The organism is Hyunsoonleella jejuensis (assembly GCF_900111025.1).
GTDB classification, from domain to species: Bacteria; Bacteroidota; Bacteroidia; order Flavobacteriales; family Flavobacteriaceae; genus Jejuia; species Jejuia jejuensis.
Genome location: NZ_FOFN01000005.1, coordinates 102474 through 118935, shown reverse-complemented (window position 1 = coordinate 118935; position 16462 = coordinate 102474). Strand labels below are relative to the sequence as shown.

The 16462-nt window shown below is 34.1% G+C and carries 17 protein-coding genes; 8 read left to right on the top strand and 9 right to left on the bottom strand.

What is annotated here, in order from left to right; translation table 11 throughout:
* Position 1: 1 nt before the first annotated feature.
* The 3 genes from BMY39_RS14445 to BMY39_RS14435 all read right to left on the bottom strand — a co-directional run bounded on the left by BMY39_RS14445 (position 2) and on the right by BMY39_RS14435 (position 3429).
* Entirely contained in the window at positions 2-1030 is a 1029-nt protein-coding gene (locus BMY39_RS14445) for a rod shape-determining protein (RefSeq protein WP_045372438.1), read from the bottom strand.
* A gap of 164 nt (positions 1031-1194) precedes the next feature.
* Positions 1195-2727, bottom strand: a complete 1533-nt coding sequence (purH, locus tag BMY39_RS14440) for a bifunctional phosphoribosylaminoimidazolecarboxamide formyltransferase/IMP cyclohydrolase (protein WP_092581033.1) — start codon at positions 2725-2727, stop codon at positions 1195-1197.
* 243 nt (positions 2728-2970) lie between these two features.
* Complete coding sequence (locus BMY39_RS14435; protein WP_092580936.1) at positions 2971-3429, bottom strand: GAF domain-containing protein; 459 nt, start codon at positions 3427-3429, stop codon at positions 2971-2973.
* Positions 3430-3494: 65 nt separating this feature from the next.
* Between BMY39_RS14435 and xrtF the strand changes: the two genes are divergently transcribed.
* The 8 genes from xrtF to BMY39_RS14395 all read left to right on the top strand — a co-directional run bounded on the left by xrtF (position 3495) and on the right by BMY39_RS14395 (position 9299).
* Complete coding sequence (gene xrtF, locus BMY39_RS14430) at positions 3495-4046, top strand: exosortase family protein XrtF (protein ID WP_092580934.1); 552 nt, start codon at positions 3495-3497, stop codon at positions 4044-4046.
* Complete coding sequence (locus BMY39_RS14425; RefSeq protein ID WP_092580932.1) at positions 4039-4467, top strand: exosortase F system-associated membrane protein; 429 nt, start codon at positions 4039-4041, stop codon at positions 4465-4467. The genes xrtF and BMY39_RS14425 overlap by 8 nt, the downstream gene beginning before the upstream one ends.
* 60 nt (positions 4468-4527) lie before the next feature.
* Positions 4528-4926: an HYC_CC_PP family protein gene (locus BMY39_RS14420; RefSeq protein ID WP_092580930.1), complete on the top strand. Its 399-nt coding sequence runs from the start codon at positions 4528-4530 to the stop codon at positions 4924-4926.
* A gap of 77 nt (positions 4927-5003) precedes the next feature.
* Positions 5004-5726 carry a heavy-metal-associated domain-containing protein gene (locus BMY39_RS14415; protein ID WP_092580928.1) on the top strand — a complete coding sequence of 241 codons (723 nt, stop codon included), beginning with the start codon at positions 5004-5006 and terminating at the stop codon, positions 5724-5726.
* 109 nt (positions 5727-5835) lie between these two features.
* Positions 5836-8073: a TonB-dependent receptor gene (locus tag BMY39_RS14410; RefSeq protein WP_092581031.1), complete on the top strand. Its 2238-nt coding sequence runs from the start codon at positions 5836-5838 to the stop codon at positions 8071-8073.
* Positions 8074-8181: 108 nt separating this feature from the next.
* Complete coding sequence (locus tag BMY39_RS14405) at positions 8182-8547, top strand: heavy-metal-associated domain-containing protein (RefSeq protein WP_092581029.1); 366 nt, start codon at positions 8182-8184, stop codon at positions 8545-8547.
* A 20-nt stretch (positions 8548-8567) separates the two neighbouring features.
* Entirely contained in the window at positions 8568-8918 is a 351-nt protein-coding gene (locus BMY39_RS14400) for a ribose-5-phosphate isomerase (protein WP_092580926.1), read from the top strand.
* Positions 8919-8933: 15 nt separating this feature from the next.
* Positions 8934-9299, top strand: coding sequence for a DUF2200 domain-containing protein (locus BMY39_RS14395; protein ID WP_092580924.1), 366 nt, complete (start codon positions 8934-8936; stop codon positions 9297-9299).
* Between the two features lie 9 nt (positions 9300-9308).
* Here BMY39_RS14395 and BMY39_RS14390 read toward each other — a convergent pair whose 3' ends face one another.
* The 6 genes from BMY39_RS14390 to BMY39_RS14365 form a co-directional block, all read right to left on the bottom strand.
* Positions 9309-12023, bottom strand: coding sequence for an outer membrane beta-barrel protein (locus tag BMY39_RS14390; protein ID WP_092580922.1), 2715 nt, complete (start codon positions 12021-12023; stop codon positions 9309-9311).
* A 307-nt stretch (positions 12024-12330) separates the two neighbouring features.
* Positions 12331-13962, bottom strand: coding sequence for a chaperonin GroEL (gene groL, locus BMY39_RS14385; protein ID WP_092580920.1), 1632 nt, complete (start codon positions 13960-13962; stop codon positions 12331-12333).
* Positions 13963-14089: 127 nt separating this feature from the next.
* Complete coding sequence (locus BMY39_RS14380) at positions 14090-14365, bottom strand: co-chaperone GroES (RefSeq protein WP_092580918.1); 276 nt, start codon at positions 14363-14365, stop codon at positions 14090-14092.
* A gap of 272 nt (positions 14366-14637) precedes the next feature.
* Entirely contained in the window at positions 14638-15006 is a 369-nt protein-coding gene (gene secG, locus BMY39_RS14375; protein ID WP_092580916.1) for a preprotein translocase subunit SecG, read from the bottom strand.
* Between the two features lie 6 nt (positions 15007-15012).
* The gene (locus BMY39_RS14370) at positions 15013-15939 is read right to left on the bottom strand and encodes a hypothetical protein (protein ID WP_092581027.1); all 927 of its coding nucleotides are present in this window, start codon (positions 15937-15939) and stop codon (positions 15013-15015) included.
* 5 nt (positions 15940-15944) lie between these two features.
* A complete protein-coding gene (locus tag BMY39_RS14365; protein WP_092580914.1) occupies positions 15945-16460 on the bottom strand; it encodes an LptE family protein in 516 nt (171 codons plus the stop codon).
* Between the last annotated feature and the right edge of the window lie 2 nt (positions 16461-16462).

Genomic DNA, 16462 nt, shown 5'->3' with positions numbered 1-16462 from the left:
CCTATTTTATCAATACACTTTTGTATTTAGGTAAGTTTTTAAGAGTGATGCCTGTACCTCGAACAACTGCGCGTAAAGGGTCTTCAGCAATATAAACTGGTAAGTCTGTTTTTTGAGATAAACGTTTGTCCAAACCTCGTAACATAGAGCCACCACCAGCTAAATAAATTCCTGTATTGTAAATGTCGGCAGCCAATTCTGGAGGTGTTTGCCCCAAGGTTTCCATAACGGCATCTTCAATACGTAAAATAGATTTATCAAGTGCTTTAGCAATTTCCCTAAAAGAAATAGACACCTGTTTTGGTTTTCCTGTTAACAAATCACGTCCTTGAACGCTCATGTCTTCAGGTGGTAATTCTAAATCTTCGGTAGCAGCACCAATTTGTATTTTTATTTTTTCAGCAGTACGTTCACCAACATATAAGTTGTGCTGGGTGCGCATGTAGTACACAATATCATTTGTAAACACATCACCTGCAATCTTTACAGATTTATCACAAACAATACCACCCAGTGCAATAACTGCAATTTCGGTAGTACCGCCACCTATATCCACCACCATATTTCCTTTGGGCTGCATAATATCTACACCAATACCAATTGCAGCAGCCATTGGTTCGTGAATTAAATATACTTCTTTACCGTTCACACGTTCTGCACTTTCTTTTACCGCACGCATTTCAACCTCGGTAATTCCAGAAGGAATACAAATTACCATTCTTAATGCTGGCGTAAAAAATTTCTTTTTTAACGCAGGTATGTTCTTAATGAACATACTTATCATTTGTTCAGAAGCATCAAAATCGGCAATTACACCGTCTTTTAAGGGGCGAATGGTTTTTATGTTCTCATGGGTTTTGCCTTGCATCAAACTGGCTTCTTGTCCAACTGCAATAATTTTACCTGAAACGCGGTCGCGAGCCACAATTGAAGGCGCATCTACAACAACCTTGTCATTATGTATAATTAAAGTATTTGCTGTACCTAAATCTATTGCAATATCTTCAGTTAAGAAGTCAAAAAATCCCATGCGCTATTATTAATTTTTATTGGTTAAAAAAGGAATCCCGTAAATGTAATAAAACTTCATAAATATACGAGAGATAATAAGCTCCAAAATTTTATTAAACCAATGTAATTTAGTTTTATACGTTTTTAATCGGTAAATAGATTTTTTAATTTTTAAAATGCAGATTAATGTTTGAAATGGCGCGTGCCAGTCATCACCATTGCTATTTCATTAGCATTACAATAATCGATACTCAATTGGTCCTTAATTGAACCGCCTGGTTGAATCACAGCAGTAATTCCAGCCTTATCCGCAATCTCAACACAATCAGGGAAAGGGAAAAATGCATCACTCGCCATAACCGCACCGTTTAAATCAAAGTTGAACGTTCCGGCTTTGTGTATAGCTTGTTGCAATGCATCAACACGACTGGTTTGCCCAGTACCACTTGCACATAGTTGTTTGTTTTTAGCTAAAACAATAGTGTTAGATTTGGTGTGTTTGCAGATTTTTGAAGCAAATAATAAATCTTCAACCTGTGCATCGGTTGGAGCAATGTTAGTTACTGTTTTTAAATCATTAGCTATATCAGTAATGCTATTTCTGTCCTGAACTAAAACCCCATTTAAACAACTTCTTACGTTGGTTTTTGGCATGTCGATATCATGAATCTGTAATAAAATACGGTTTTTCTTGCCTTTTAGAATGTTTAGAGCTTCAGCAGAAAAAGAAGGCGCAATTACAACTTCACAGAATAGCTTGTGAATTTCCTCAGCAGTAGCAACATCAATTTCAGCGTTGCTAATTAAAACCCCACCAAAAGCAGAAACAGGATCGCCTGCTAAGGCATCAACATAGGCTTGATGTAGCGTGTCGCGTTGCGCTAATCCGCAGGCATTGTTGTGTTTTAAAATAGCGAATGTTGGTGCATCATTTTTAAACTCTAACATTAAGTTTACAGCAGCATCAACATCCAAAAGGTTGTTGTAACTCAATTCTTTGCCATTAAGTTTTGTAAAAAGCGCATCAAAATCCCCAAAGAAAAATCCTTTTTGGTGAGGGTTTTCACCATAACGCAATACTTTCCCTTTGGTTTCGCTTAGTTTTAAAACGGTTTCTTCATTGTTTTGATTGAAGTAATTAAAAATAGCAGTATCGTAATGCGAGGACACATTAAAGGCTTTTGCAGCAAAACGCTTTCTGTCTTCTTCTGAAACAGTACCGTTATTTGTTGAGATTAACTCTAGGAATTCAGCATAATCATCAACAGAAGATACACAAATTACATCTGCATAATTTTTTGCTGCAGCACGAATTAAAGAAATGCCGCCGATATCAATTTTTTCAATAATATCTTGATTGCTTGCACCTGAGGCCACGGTTTTTTCAAACGGATATAAATCTACAATTACAACATCAATTTGTGGAATGTCGTATTCTTCTAACTCAGCAACATCACCATCGTGGTTTTGCCTATTTAAAATACCACCAAAAACTTTGGGATGCAACGTTTTTACACGACCACCTAAAATGGAAGGGTAAGAGGTAACATCCTCAACAGGAACAACATTTATGCCCAAGTCATTTATAAATTTTTCAGTACCGCCAGTCGAGTAAATGGTTACGCCTTGTTGATCTAGTTCTTTTACAATTGGTGCTAAACCGTCTTTACTAAATACTGAGATTAATGCAGATTTGATGGTTTTTTCGTTGCTCATGTTTATGTGTTTGAGTTTTCGGTTTTGGTTTATAAATAAGGTGCCGTTTTCGGCGTTTGAAACTAATTTACCATTAAAACGCAAAAGTAGCTATTTCCTATAGAATTTCAATTTAGAATTATCTAAAAAGGAGGGCGTTTTTTTAACGAAAACCATAAGTTGTTAACAGGACTAAAAATTTAAAAATTTTATTCCAAAATTCTGGTAAGTTGTTTTTTCTTTTAGAATGTAGTTTTTGGATTTCTATGAAAGCATTTCAGAGACATTCTCGCATACAAACTCCAAAAATCGCTCGTCTGCTTCAGAAAAAGGATCAGGAGTATTAGAATCAATATCAATTTGTCCAATATTTTCACCATTCACAAAAATAGGAATCACTATTTCCGATTTCACAGAAATACTACAAGCGATATAATTGTCCTGCGCTGTAACATCAGGTACCACAAAGTTTTTGTTGCTAACGGCTACTTGTCCGCAAATACCTTTTCCGAAAGGAATTACGGTATGGTCGGTTGGTGCACCAACATATGGGCCCAATAGTAATTCTTCCTTATTGCCATTTCTAAAGTAAAACCCAACCCAATTGTAATGCTCAATATGTTTTTCTAGTAATTTGCAAATACTCAAAAGGCGTTCATCAACGGTTTTACCTTGATTTGCTACAACGTTAGATACTTCGGGTTTTAAGGTTTCAAAAGTCATATCTGCATAAAGTTTTGGCAAAAGTATTTAAAAAGGTGTAATTTCGGAATTCATTTTGAGAATAGTTGAAGGCACTTATTATAAAATACAAATCGGTTATAAAATTCATTCTTACATTTTTGTTGGTGTATATTATTTTAACCGTTTGTTATAAGTTTTATTTACAATTTTCTGATGGTTCCATGTATTATCCAGATTACTTAACCAACTTGGTAGCCAGACAAAGCGAGGCGGTTTTAGATACATTAGGCTATGATGCCAAAGTATTACCACATCCCAAAGAAGCTTCTATGAAACTGTTGGTTAACGACAGGTATTTGGCGCGGATTATAGAGGGTTGTAATGCTGTAAGTGTTATTATTTTGTTTCTGTCGTTTATCGTAGCATTTTCAGGGAATTTAAAAACAACGTTTTTCTATATTCTCTCTGGAAGCGTTTTGGTTTATGCCGTAAACCTTATTAGAATCGTACTGTTGGCTATGGGCTTATACCATTATCCAGAATACGAGGATGTATTGCATACCGTTGTGTTTCCAGCAATTATTTACGGTATGGTATTTTTACTTTGGGTGTTTTGGGTAAATAGATTTTCTAAATTAAAACAAAAACATGTCTAAACCTATAACATACATATTGCTTGTAGTCTTATTTGGGCTATTGATTTTGATACGCTTTTTCGAAGATACCTTGTTTTACGATCCTTATTTGACGTTTTTTCAGAATGATTATTTGTATTTAGATAGTCCCAGACGAGAGGTTGTTAAGTTAGTAGGTTTTACAGCATTACGTTATGCTTTAAATAGTGCAATTTCTTTAGGGATTTTATATGTTGTATTTAAAGAAGTAAGTATCATTAAGTTTTCCGCTATGGTCTATGGTATTGCATTTATTATTTTGATGTTACTTTTTTTATACTTTATAACCAACCCAAAACAGGAGGAGTATTATTTGTTCTTTAACATCCGTAGGTTTTTAATTCAGCCATTGCTTTTAATCTTGTTGTTACCAGCATTTTATTATCATAAAATCACTAAGTGAGTGTTAATGGTTTGATAAAGTTAAACCCAAGTGTCTCGATTTTTGTAATTTTGCAAAGTGATGCAGCAACTATTACATAAAGTATTTTCGGTGAGTATGGCACTTTTGGTGTTGTTCTCAACGGTATCCTTTACTGTTGAAAAACACTACTGTGGTGAAACCCTAGTAGATGTTTCTTTATTCACGGAAGCTGAAAAATGCGGCATGGAATCTATGGAAATGGTGCAAAAGAAAACCTGCTGTAAGGATGAAGTAGATGTAGTGGAAGGACAGGATGAATTAAAAAGTCCTTCTTTTGAAGATTTAGATATAGAACAGCAACAGTTCTTGGTAGCTTTTATACAGTCCTACATCCATGGTTTTGAAAGCTTGCCTAAACCAATTATTCCTCACAAAGATTATTCACCTCCAAATTTGGTTTACGATATTCAGATACTAGACCAAGTATTCTTGATTTGATTTTGTAAAGTTTTGTCATTCTGAACGTGTTTCAGAAGCTATTAGTTATTCAAAATTTTATAAATTAAAAAAATATCATGAAACATACATATACAGTTACAGGCATGACCTGTAACGGATGCAAAGCTTCTGTGGAAGACGCTTTGAATGCACTTCCAGAAGTGTCAAATGCTTCGGTTAACTTAGAAACATCTGAGGCAACCATTGAAATGTCTGAACACATTTCAATCAACATATTACAAAATACGCTTTCTGATAAATACAGCATTTCAGAGAAGAATATTTTCAATAACGCTCCGGAAGTTAGGGTTGAAGATAAAAGCGATTTACAACAGCTGTTTCCATTGTTTTTAATATTTGGCTACATTACTATAGCCTCTATTTTATTAAATATAAAACCGTGGGACGGCAATGGTTTTATGCTCGATTTTATGGGCTTGTTTTATATTGTCTTCAGTTTTTTTAAGTTATTGGATTTAAAAGGATTCCCAGAATCTTTTAGAATGTACGATCCACTAGCTAAAGTTGTGCCCGTTTATGGATGGATTTATCCGTTTATTGAAGTGGTGCTCGGTCTTTTATTTTTAATGCGAATAGAAATTCCAATTGCTTTGGCAGTAACCCTTGTGATTCTAGGGATTACCACTATAGGCGTCACTAAAACGCTGATAGATAAAAAATCCATCCAATGTGCCTGTTTGGGAACTGCTTTAAAACTCCCCATGACCAAAGCAACTTTTATTGAAAACAGTATTATGATTGTGATGGCAATTATTATGCTAATTAACTTATACAAATAAATATCACTTCGAGTGATGCTGTTTTTTGCGGAATTGTGTCAAAAACCTAAAAGGTTTTCGATATAATTTTTCAAAGAAAGAAATGACTCGACCAGATAATAGACATACCATGAAACAATTTATAGTTTTAATTTTACTACTGCCTTTATTCGGATTTTCACAAGAGAAAATATCTGGAAAAATAATGGAAGCAAATAATACAACACAAGATATTGGTTTAGCAGGAGCGAATGTGTACTGGCTAAATACCGAAGTTGGAACCGTTACTGATATCGACGGAACGTTTACTATTCCTTATACTGAAGAATTTAAAAAATTGATAGTAAGTTATGTAGGATACAAAACCGATACGATAACGATTAATGCGCCAAAATTTATACGTCATTATCTAAAATCTAATGATGATTTAGATGAGGTTATAATAACTTCAAGAAAGCAAACCACCGCAAAGTCTTATTTAGCATCTCAAAATATTATAACAGTAAGCAGTGATGAATTGCTTAAAGCGGCTTGTTGTAACCTTTCAGAAAGTTTTGAGACCAACCCGTCTATAGACGTAAATTTCGCTGATGCTATTTCAGGAACGCGACAAATTAAAATGTTAGGTTTAACAAGTCCGTACATATTGATTTCAACTGAAAATATTCCATCCATTCGAGGAGCGTCGCAGGCATATGGGCTGAGTTTTATTCCAGGAACTTGGGTAGAAAGTATTCAAATAACCAAAGGTGCAGGGAGTGTTGTTAACGGTTTTGAAAGTATTGCGGGACAAATCAATACAGAATTGGTAAAACCTTCAACAGACGATAAACTATTTGTAAACCTATACGCTGCTACGAGTGAGCGGTTAGAGCTTAATACACATATTAATACCAAAGTAAGTGATAGATGGCATACAGGTTTGTACATACACGGTAACACGCAAAACAGGAAGCATGATGTAAATGATGATGGTTTTTTAGATATGCCTTTGTTTAATCAAATCAATCTTATGAACCGTTGGCAATACATTGATAATCAAAAAGGTTTTGTAAGTTTTATAAATTTGAAATTTTTAAATGATGAAAAACAAACAGGAGAATTAAATTTTAATCCTGACACCGATAGACTAACTATGAATAGTTGGGGGAGCGAAATTGATACTAAACGTTATGAAGTTTCTGCAAAATTCGGTTATATAAATCCAGAAGTGCCATGGCAAAGTTTTGGTGTGCAAACAGCGTTTAGTAGCCATAAACAAGAGTCTTATTTTGGGCTAAACACTTATGATATAACCCATAATAGTTTGTACACTAACGCTATTTACAATTCTATAATTAGCGACTCACGTCACAAAATTAAAACAGGAGTTAGCTATACTTACGACCATTACAATGAGTTTGTAAATACTACAGATTATGAAAGAACCGAAAACGCTGTTGGTGCTTTTTTTGAGTATAGCCACGATAATTTAGAATTGTTTAATATCACTGCAGGTTTACGTGTAGATTACCATAATTTATTGGGAACTTTTATTACGCCTCGCCTACATGTGCGTTATTCGCCTTGGAGTAAATCTGCTTTTAGGGCCTCCTTTGGAAGGGGAAAGAGAAGTGCTAATATTTTTGCAGAGAATCAACAGCTATTTTCTACTTCAAGAAAAATTAATGTGTTGAATTCAGGTGGAAATATCTATGGCTTAGACCCTGAAATTGCATGGAATTATGGGGTGTCTTATCTCCAAGGGTTTAATCTTTTTGGACGAAAAGCAGATATCACTTTAGATTATTATAAGACCGATTTCAAGAATCAAGTAGTTGTTGATTGGGAAAATCCTCAAGAAATTAATTTTTATAATCTTGATGGGAAGAGCTTTGCAAATAGTTTCCAAGCGGAATTAAATTATAATCCTTTTGAAGGCGTTGACCTGCGAATGGCATATAAATTTTATGATGTGCAAACTGATTATACTTCTGGGCGCTTAGAAAGGCCATTAACGCCAAAGCACAGGATATTTGCTAATGCAGGATATGAAACTAAGCAAAAGAAAAACGGTGCACAATGGAAGTTTGATGCCACGTACAATTGGTTGAGCGACCAGCGGTACGCCTCAACAGTTACTAATCCATCGCAGTTTCAATTGCCAGAGCGTACACCGACCATAGCGACTTTAAATGCGCAAATCACTAAAGTGTTTTCTCCAAAATTTGAAGTATATTTAGGTGGTGAAAATATTACCAACGTTAGACAGCCGAACCCAATTCTCGGGTCGGAAGATCCGTTTGGTGCGAATTTTGATTCTACCTTTGTATATGGTCCTATTTTTGGAAGTATGTATTATGCAGGCTTACGCTATAGTATAAAATAAATCAACGTAGTCATGCTGAGGTTATTTCAGCATCTCATAATTTAAAAGAAGTAACAATCAAGATGTCGCGCTATGCGCAATCAAAGCATCTTAAAAAAAATAAAGAACATGAAAAATACAGTAATAATAGTATTAATGCTAATCGGCACAACAACCTTTGCCCAAAATAAAAACGCTAAAGCTTCTATGGAAGTTGATGGTATTTGTGGCATGTGTAAAGCACGAATAGAAAAAGCATGCTTAAATACCAAAGGGGTAAAATGGGCCGACTGGAATATAGATACGCACGAGTTGAAATTAATTTTTGATGAACGTAAAACAGACTTAAATACTATAGAACATGAAGTTTTAGCTGCCGGCCATGATACAAAAAACGCCAAAGCTACTGACCAGGCTTATGCTAAAGTGCATGGGTGTTGTAAGTATCGTGATGAAGAAGTGAAAGGCGCGCACGATCAAAAGGATAAATCTTAATTTAGTGTTCTAAGCAAATAATGCCCAAAACCGAATACCGTATTTATGTTATAGAATTAAAAAAACGTGTTTTTACAGAAAACACCAAGTTTCGATTGGCTAATCCGCAGTTTAATGGTGTGCTAGAATGTTTGTATGTTGGTATGACGAGTAAAACACCTAAAGAGCGATTCTTACAACATAAAACTGGTCATACAAATAAAAAAGGCTATAAAATAGCTTCTAATATTGTTGAAAAATATGGTTCGTATCTAAGACCTAGTTTGTACAATCATATAGCTCCTATGGTATCAAGACAAGAAGCTCTAAAAATGGAACAAATTTTAGCTTTGGAATTAAGAAGAAAAGGTTACGCGGTTTGGTATAACTAACTAAAAACTTTGAATATGATAACAACACCAGAACATAATGAGCGCATAAGAACAATGAAGTTCTTTTCAGTCTATCCCCACTATGTAACAAAAGTAGAGAAAAAGGGAAGAACTAAAGAAGAGTTGCATAAGGTAATTGAATGGTTAACTGGTTTTGATGAGAACAAAATCCAAGAGCTAATAGGCCGAAACGTAACTTTTGAAGAATTTTTTGATGAGGCCGAAATTAATCCAAATGCTGAATTAATTAAAGGCGTTATTTGTGGCTATCGCATTGAAGAAATTGATAACGAATTAACAAAAAAATGCCGTTACTTAGATAAGTTGGTTGATGAATTGGCTAAAGGAAGAAAAATGGAAAAGATTTTGCGAGCAGGTTGAATTTAAATACTAACTCTTCTTGTTTCTTTCCTGTTTTTTGCCTCCATTTAATTTATATGTATAGCTTAAAATAACGTAACGCCCTAAACTTTCAGTTGTAGTTTCTTCAAAATAGTTTACGGTACTTCGGCGAAAAATATCCACATTTTTATCTAAAATATCAATTAATAATATTTTTAGAATATTATTTCTTGAAAAAGAATATGATAATGCAGCATTCCATATAGGTAATTCTTGATTACTGTTAAACCGATTATCTTTAAAAATAAAATAATCTAATTGTGTACTCAGATTTAGTTGTGCAGTTATATCAAAATCAAATGCTGCAAAATATTGCTGGCGAGAAAATTGCCGGTCTAGGTCATCAACTAAGGAAAAAGCTGTGTTATTGACATTGATTGAGGCGCCAGTTTTTATGTCAAAATTAGTTTTATTGGAATTTTCAAATGTAAGACTAAACAAATAATCTTCTGAAGTTACATCGTTCAATTCTAAATTCACTACAGCATTGCTTGTTGCGTATGTATTTACATTTTTTAGAGTATAACGAATTCCTAATTTTTTTATTTTTTTACTAAAACTTACTGTAGTATTAAGACGTTTTGTATTTTTAACGTTATCATAAGTTCTGTTTCGTACAAAATCCTCGTCAATCACAACATTAGAAACAATAGCATCTCTTACATACTGAAACTCAATTTTTGAATAAAAATTTAAAGAAGATTTAAAGCTATTTATAACAGTATTTAAAGCGAATATGTCCGTTTTTTCCGTTTTCAAATTTGGATTTCCTTTTCTTATAAAAAAGGGATTTAAATTATTAACTACTGTAGTAATCTGTTGAGACCTCGGGCTTCTTATTTGCCTCCTGTAGGCAAATCTATGTTTTATGCCACGCTTAGGTTTGTATTGAATAGTAGCCAAAGGGTTAAAGTAAAATTGAGTTTTACGTATGGGTAATTCTCCCTCGGCGCCAAAAATTCTATTTAATTCTTCTAATTCGGTACCATAAGATAAAAACCACTTGTCCTTACTGTAGTTGTGTAAAATTCTAGTTTGAAAGCGTCTTTCAGTATTTTCGAATTTAAAGTTGAAAATTTCTTCATCGTTATTGTCAATGTTATTTCTTAATTGAAATGCATTCTCAACATCATTTAAATTACGTACCATACCTCTTATTTTCAAATAATTATTTGCCCAAAGAGGTTCAGAATAATTAACATGGTATATAAGTTGAGTGTTTTCGGTGTCTTCATCTCTATATGTAAAACGTTCGGTTTGTCTTTCGTCAGGCTGCCCTATATTTCGAGTTATAAGTGTGTTTTGGCTATTGTCTAAAATTCTATTATTAAATCTAACGTTAACCCCAACATTAAAATTTCTGCCTCTTTTTTGTAGCCGTTTATAGAAATTCGCTGAAATATTTGCGCGGTGTCTCTCGTTATTAGTTTCTAGATCTAAAGTATTGGTAGTTATAAGTTCGTCCATGTCGTTTATAAACCTACCCTGTCTGTCTAGCAAATTTTTTCGATCGTCTGAATTAATGGAACCTGTTATTCTTATCGTGTGCGTTTTATGCGATTTGTCTTCATAGTTAAAATTGAAATTATGGTTGCTTGTGGTGTTATCGAAATTATTATCAGAATTAAAATTGAAGTTATTTCTACTAGCAAAATTAATACGGTTAACTAATGATAGTCCTTTGTTATTAAGATAATTATAAAAATAGTCTGTATTTAACGATTGCTTTTTTTTGAATTCATGACCAACATGAATTCCAGTAACTCCAGTAGTTAAAAATCCACTTAAACTTCTATTGTTTTCAAAACTGTTTACTTCATCGTCTGAGTCGTCGCCAATACCGTTAGCGTTTTCTAAAAATCCCTTAATGTTAGAGCCTGTAACATTTATATTGTTGAATTTCCCAACAACCGATATTTGGGTTTTAGAATTAAAGCGGTTATAGTTTAGATTGCTAAAATAGCGACTGTCTAAACCAGAGCCTATCGAGAATTTGCCAAAACCCTGATTTTTTCTATTTTTTTTAAGTGAAAAGTTGATGATTACTTGTTTGTTTCCATCGTCAACACCTGTCAATTCTGCTTCATCACTTTTTTTGTCAATAACTTCAACTTTAGAGATAGCGTCGGCTGATAAATTTTTTAGTACAATGGCAGGGTCACCTCCAAAAAATTCCTTACCATCTACAAATATTCTAGTAACTTGTTCACCTTGCGCTATAACTTTTCCATCCGAATCAATTTCTACATTGGGTAGTTTTTCAAGAAGAGATTCCAAGGTGTCATCGGAGTTCACTTTAAACGAACTTGCATTATATGCTACTGTGTCCTGTTTAATTTGGATGGGGATAACAGCAGAAATCATTATCTCGTCCAGAGCGTTTATATCATCTTTTAATATTATCGATTTTAAGTCAATGATTTCTCCTTCCAGTTTAATGGTTCTGTAGAATTGTTTGAATCCCATTGAAGAAGCTTGAAACACAACCGTAGTTTGTTTAGGTTCTATAATTCTAAAAAAACCTTTATCGTCCGTAATCGTATAATTGACCAAAGTAGAGTCTTTAGGATTTAAAAGTGCTACTGAAGCAAATTCAATAGGCAGTTTTTCAGTATTAATTAGAATTCCAATAATTTCAGTCTGACAAAAAGTATAATTTATGGTGCAGACAAACAGTATTAAAAAAAATAGCTTCCTGAGCATAAAAGGATTGTAAGTTCTATTTAAGACTATTTTTTTATTGAAAAGTTTAATTGGAATCTAGTTCGAATTTAATTTGACTGAAATAATATTTATTAAGCTATTATAGCTCTTTATAACACGTTCGCTAGCTTGCTTTTTTTAACATTAAGTACCTGATCATACTTTGAATGTTTTTAATAATTGTGCGTTTTTAAACTATGAAATATTCATGAATAAAAAAACGCTTCCATAATTTGGAAGCGTTTTCTAAATATTGATGTCTACTCTTATAATTAAGAGTGAGATGCATATCATTAGTAATTCGCCATTACATCATTCCTGGCATTCCGCCACCGCCCATAGGAGGCATTGCAGGCGCATCTTCTTTAATGTCGATTAAAGCGCACTCAGTAGTCAGAATCATACCAGCAACAGAAGCGGCATTTTCTAAAGCAATACGAGTTACTTTCTTAGGATCGATGATACCAGCTTTTAGCATGTCAACATATTCCTCAGATTTTGCATCGTAACCGAAGTCTTTTTTACCTTCTAAAACCTTATTGATTACTACAGAGCCTTCACCTCCTGCGTTTTCAACAATAGTTCTTAATGGCGATTCAATAGCTTTATTTACGATTTGTACACCGGTAGTTTCGTCTAAATTATCTGTAGTTAATTTAGCCAACACAGATTTAGCTCTAACTAATGCTACACCACCACCGGCAACAATACCTTCTTCTACAGCTGCACGAGTAGCATGTAAAGCATCATCAACACGGTCTTTCTTTTCTTTCATTTCAACTTCAGAAGCAGCACCAACATACAATACTGCAACACCACCAGCCAATTTAGCTAAACGCTCTTGTAACTTCTCTTTGTCATAATCTGAAGTAGTCGTTTCAATCTGAGCTTTAATTTGGTTTACTCTAGCTTTAATGTCAGCAGCTTTACCAGAACCGTTAACAATTGTTGTATTGTCTTTATCCACAGTTACAGTTTCAGCAGTTCCTAACATGCTTAAATCTGCATTTTCTAAAGTAAATCCTCTTTCTTCAGAAATTACTGTACCACCAGTTAAGATAGCAATATCTTCAAGCATTGCTTTACGTCTGTCTCCAAAACCAGGAGCTTTAACTGCAGCAATTTTTAAACCACCACGTAGTTTGTTAACAACTAAAGTAGCTAAGGCTTGTCCATCAACATCTTCAGCAATGATTAATAATGGACGACCAGATTGTGCCACAGGCTCCAGTATAGGTAGAATTTCTTGTAAGTTTGAAATTTTCTTATCGAATAATAAAATGTATGGATTTTCTAAATCAGCAATCATTTTATCTGCATCAGTAACAAAGTAAGGTGATAAGTATCCTCTATCAAACTGCATACCTTCAACAACATCAACGTATGTTTCCATACCTTTTGCTTCTTCAACAGTAATAACACCTTCTTTACCAACTTTAGTAAAAGCTTGAGCAATTAATTCACCAATGGTATCATCATTATTTGCTGAAATAGCTGCAACTTGCTTTATTTTTTCAGAAGAGTTACCAACTTGTTTTGATTGCTTTTCAAGATCAGCAGTAATTGCTTCAACAGCTTTATCAATTCCTCTTTTTAAATCCATTGGGTTAGCACCAGAAGCAACATTTTTTAAGCCTTCTTTTACGATGGCTTGTGCTAAAACTGTAGCTGTAGTAGTACCATCACCAGCCAAATCGTTGGTTTTAGAGGCTACTTCTTTTACCATTTGTGCGCCCATGTTTTCATGAGCATCATCTAACTCTATTTCTTTAGCTACAGAAACGCCATCTTTTGTTACCTGAGGGGCTCCAAAACTTTTGCTGATTATTACATTACGTCCTTTAGGACCTAATGTTACTTTTACTGCATTTGCTAACGCATCTACGCCACGTTTTAAACCGTCGCGTGCTTCAATATCAAATTTTATGTCTTTTGCCATAATGAAAAATTTTGTTTAAAATTTTTAAATCTCAATATTCAAATACTAAATTCCAAAAAGGAATTTATAGTATTTTACGTTTGAGTGATTTTTGGAATTTAGTTTTTGTTTCTTTTGGAATTTGAAATTATACAATTGCTAAAATATCGCTTTCACGCATGATTAAATAATCGTTGCCGTCTAGCTTTAATTCGGTGCCGGCGTATTTGCCATATAAAACGGTGTCGCCAACTTTAACCGTAATTGGTTCGTCTTTTGTGCCAGGTCCGGCAGCTACAACGGTTCCTTTTTGTGGTTTTTCCTTAGCGTTGTCTGGAATAATAATTCCTGATGCTGTTTTTGTCTCAGCGGCAGCAGGCTCAATAAGAACTCTGTCTGCTAATGGTTTAATGTTTACTCCCATTTTGTTTTATATTTTTATTATTTAGGTTATTAATTAATGCTTAGCATTAAGCTAAAAATGTGCCATGACAAGATAACTGACAAACTTGCAGAAATAGTGCTGTATTGTTTCAAGAAAAGTGCAAAATGTTAGGCAAAAAATGGCGCATTAATGATGTTTAGAATAAAAACTCGACACCTTGATTCATTTGTTTGCCAGTATACCTCTTATCTGACATAAAAAAAGCCAACTCAAATAAGTTGGCTCTTTTATGTTTTCTTTTAATTGCTACATTAATTGCTTCCTGTAGAATCTGTTGCTGTAGTTCCGGTATCTACTGGTGCAGGCAATGCTGCAGGAGCTGTTGGTAAAGGCTGTGCAGTTTGAGCATCAGTATCTAATGCTTTCGAGTCTGTTGTGCCTTCATCTGTACCAATGGCAACATTGGATACTAAAATAAGTACCAAAAGTAAGGTTGCTAAAGTCCACGTGCTCTTGTCTAAAAAGTCTGTAGTCTTTTTTACGCCACCTAATTGCTGTGTGCCACCGCCACCAAAAGATGAAGATAATCCACCTCCTTTAGGATTCTGTACCATTATTACTACCACAAGTAAAAACGCTACAACTACGATAAGGATTAAAAATATTGTAAACGTACCCATTATTTCTTATTTATTATTTTCTTGTAATTGTTCTATTGCCTTAATTTGGTTTGCAAAGAAACTACTTTTTTCTGGATATTTCAAACTTAAAATTTTATAAGATTGAATCGCTTTTTTATAGTTTTTTTGCTCTAGATAAATACGAGCTAAAGTCTCTGTCATTAAGGTTTCTGGTTGCCTTGTTCTAGCTTTTGCTAAATTTTCTTTTGGGGCAAACGATTTTACAGGTGTTATTTTAGGGTTTTCGGCAATAAACTTATCAATAATCTCGTTTTTAGATACTTTTTCAATATCAGATTTTGATATGTCGTGTTTCGGTTCTGAAGCTCTTTGTATAGGTTTTAAGCGTGTTAATTTTAGCCACTCATTGAAGGAGTGCGTCTCACGTTTATCAAATTGTAAAGGCTTGCCAAGATTTAAAATATCTTCGGCAGATGCTTCCTGAGTTTTTGTTTCCTCGGTTGCGTTTTCAATAACGTCAGATTCATCTAACTTAAAATGAATAGTTCTTACTTCTGTAGGGTCTTTTGGTTGAAAAAGCTGGGGGTCTAAAACACCAGTTGTGTCTTTTATCTGTTGTTTTAATTGGTCGTCTACTTGCAGGCTCTTACTAACTGAAATATCATCTTCACTTACATTAATATCATTAAGGTAAATTGTATTTTGTTTAATGATTTTGGAAATTTCATTTTGAATAAAAACATCTGAAGTGATGAAGTCGAACAGAATACTTCTGTCGGTAGTATAAGCAGCCGTAATTTTTAAAGCTTGGTTATATGTAGTACTTTCTTGCTGCTTTAAGCCTTTAAGGTACAGCGCCCTTGCCGATTGAAAATAAGGGTGTTTTTGAATAATAGATTTCAATTCCTCAGTTTTTTGAGGCGTAATCTGTTGCGGGTTTTGCAATAAGGATGTGAAATCGTGACTATTCAAGGTGCTTACCATTTCGCCAAAGAGGCATTAAAAATATCTTGTGTTATACGTTCGAAAATTTCTTCTATTGCAGTATCTTTTACTGAACCTGATAATTGTGCTGAACCTTCGTAATCGTGGAAAAATGAAAACGTTTGATCAAACTCTGCTTCGGGGTCATTTTTATCATAAAAGTGAACCTTTACCGAAATAGTTAAACGGTTTTGCGCGGCAGTAAAAGTATTGCCTTGCGTTGATGACGTTGTTGGAGATATGCGATACTCGGTAATTTCCCCTTCATATACTATATCGCCGTTGGAGTTTACATTATTTAAATTGGTTTGATTCTCCAAAATAGCAATCATTGTATTTCTGAAAGTAAGCTCCAAGCCAGGTTCTACTAAAAGGGAATTATTTTCAAAACGATTTACCTGAAAGGTTTTAGTGTCTGGCGAGATAGATGCTCCGGTAAACGAATAAAATCCGCAGCTTGACATTGAAACGAAAAGGGTTAAAACGAATATGTATTTTATGTGTTTCATTT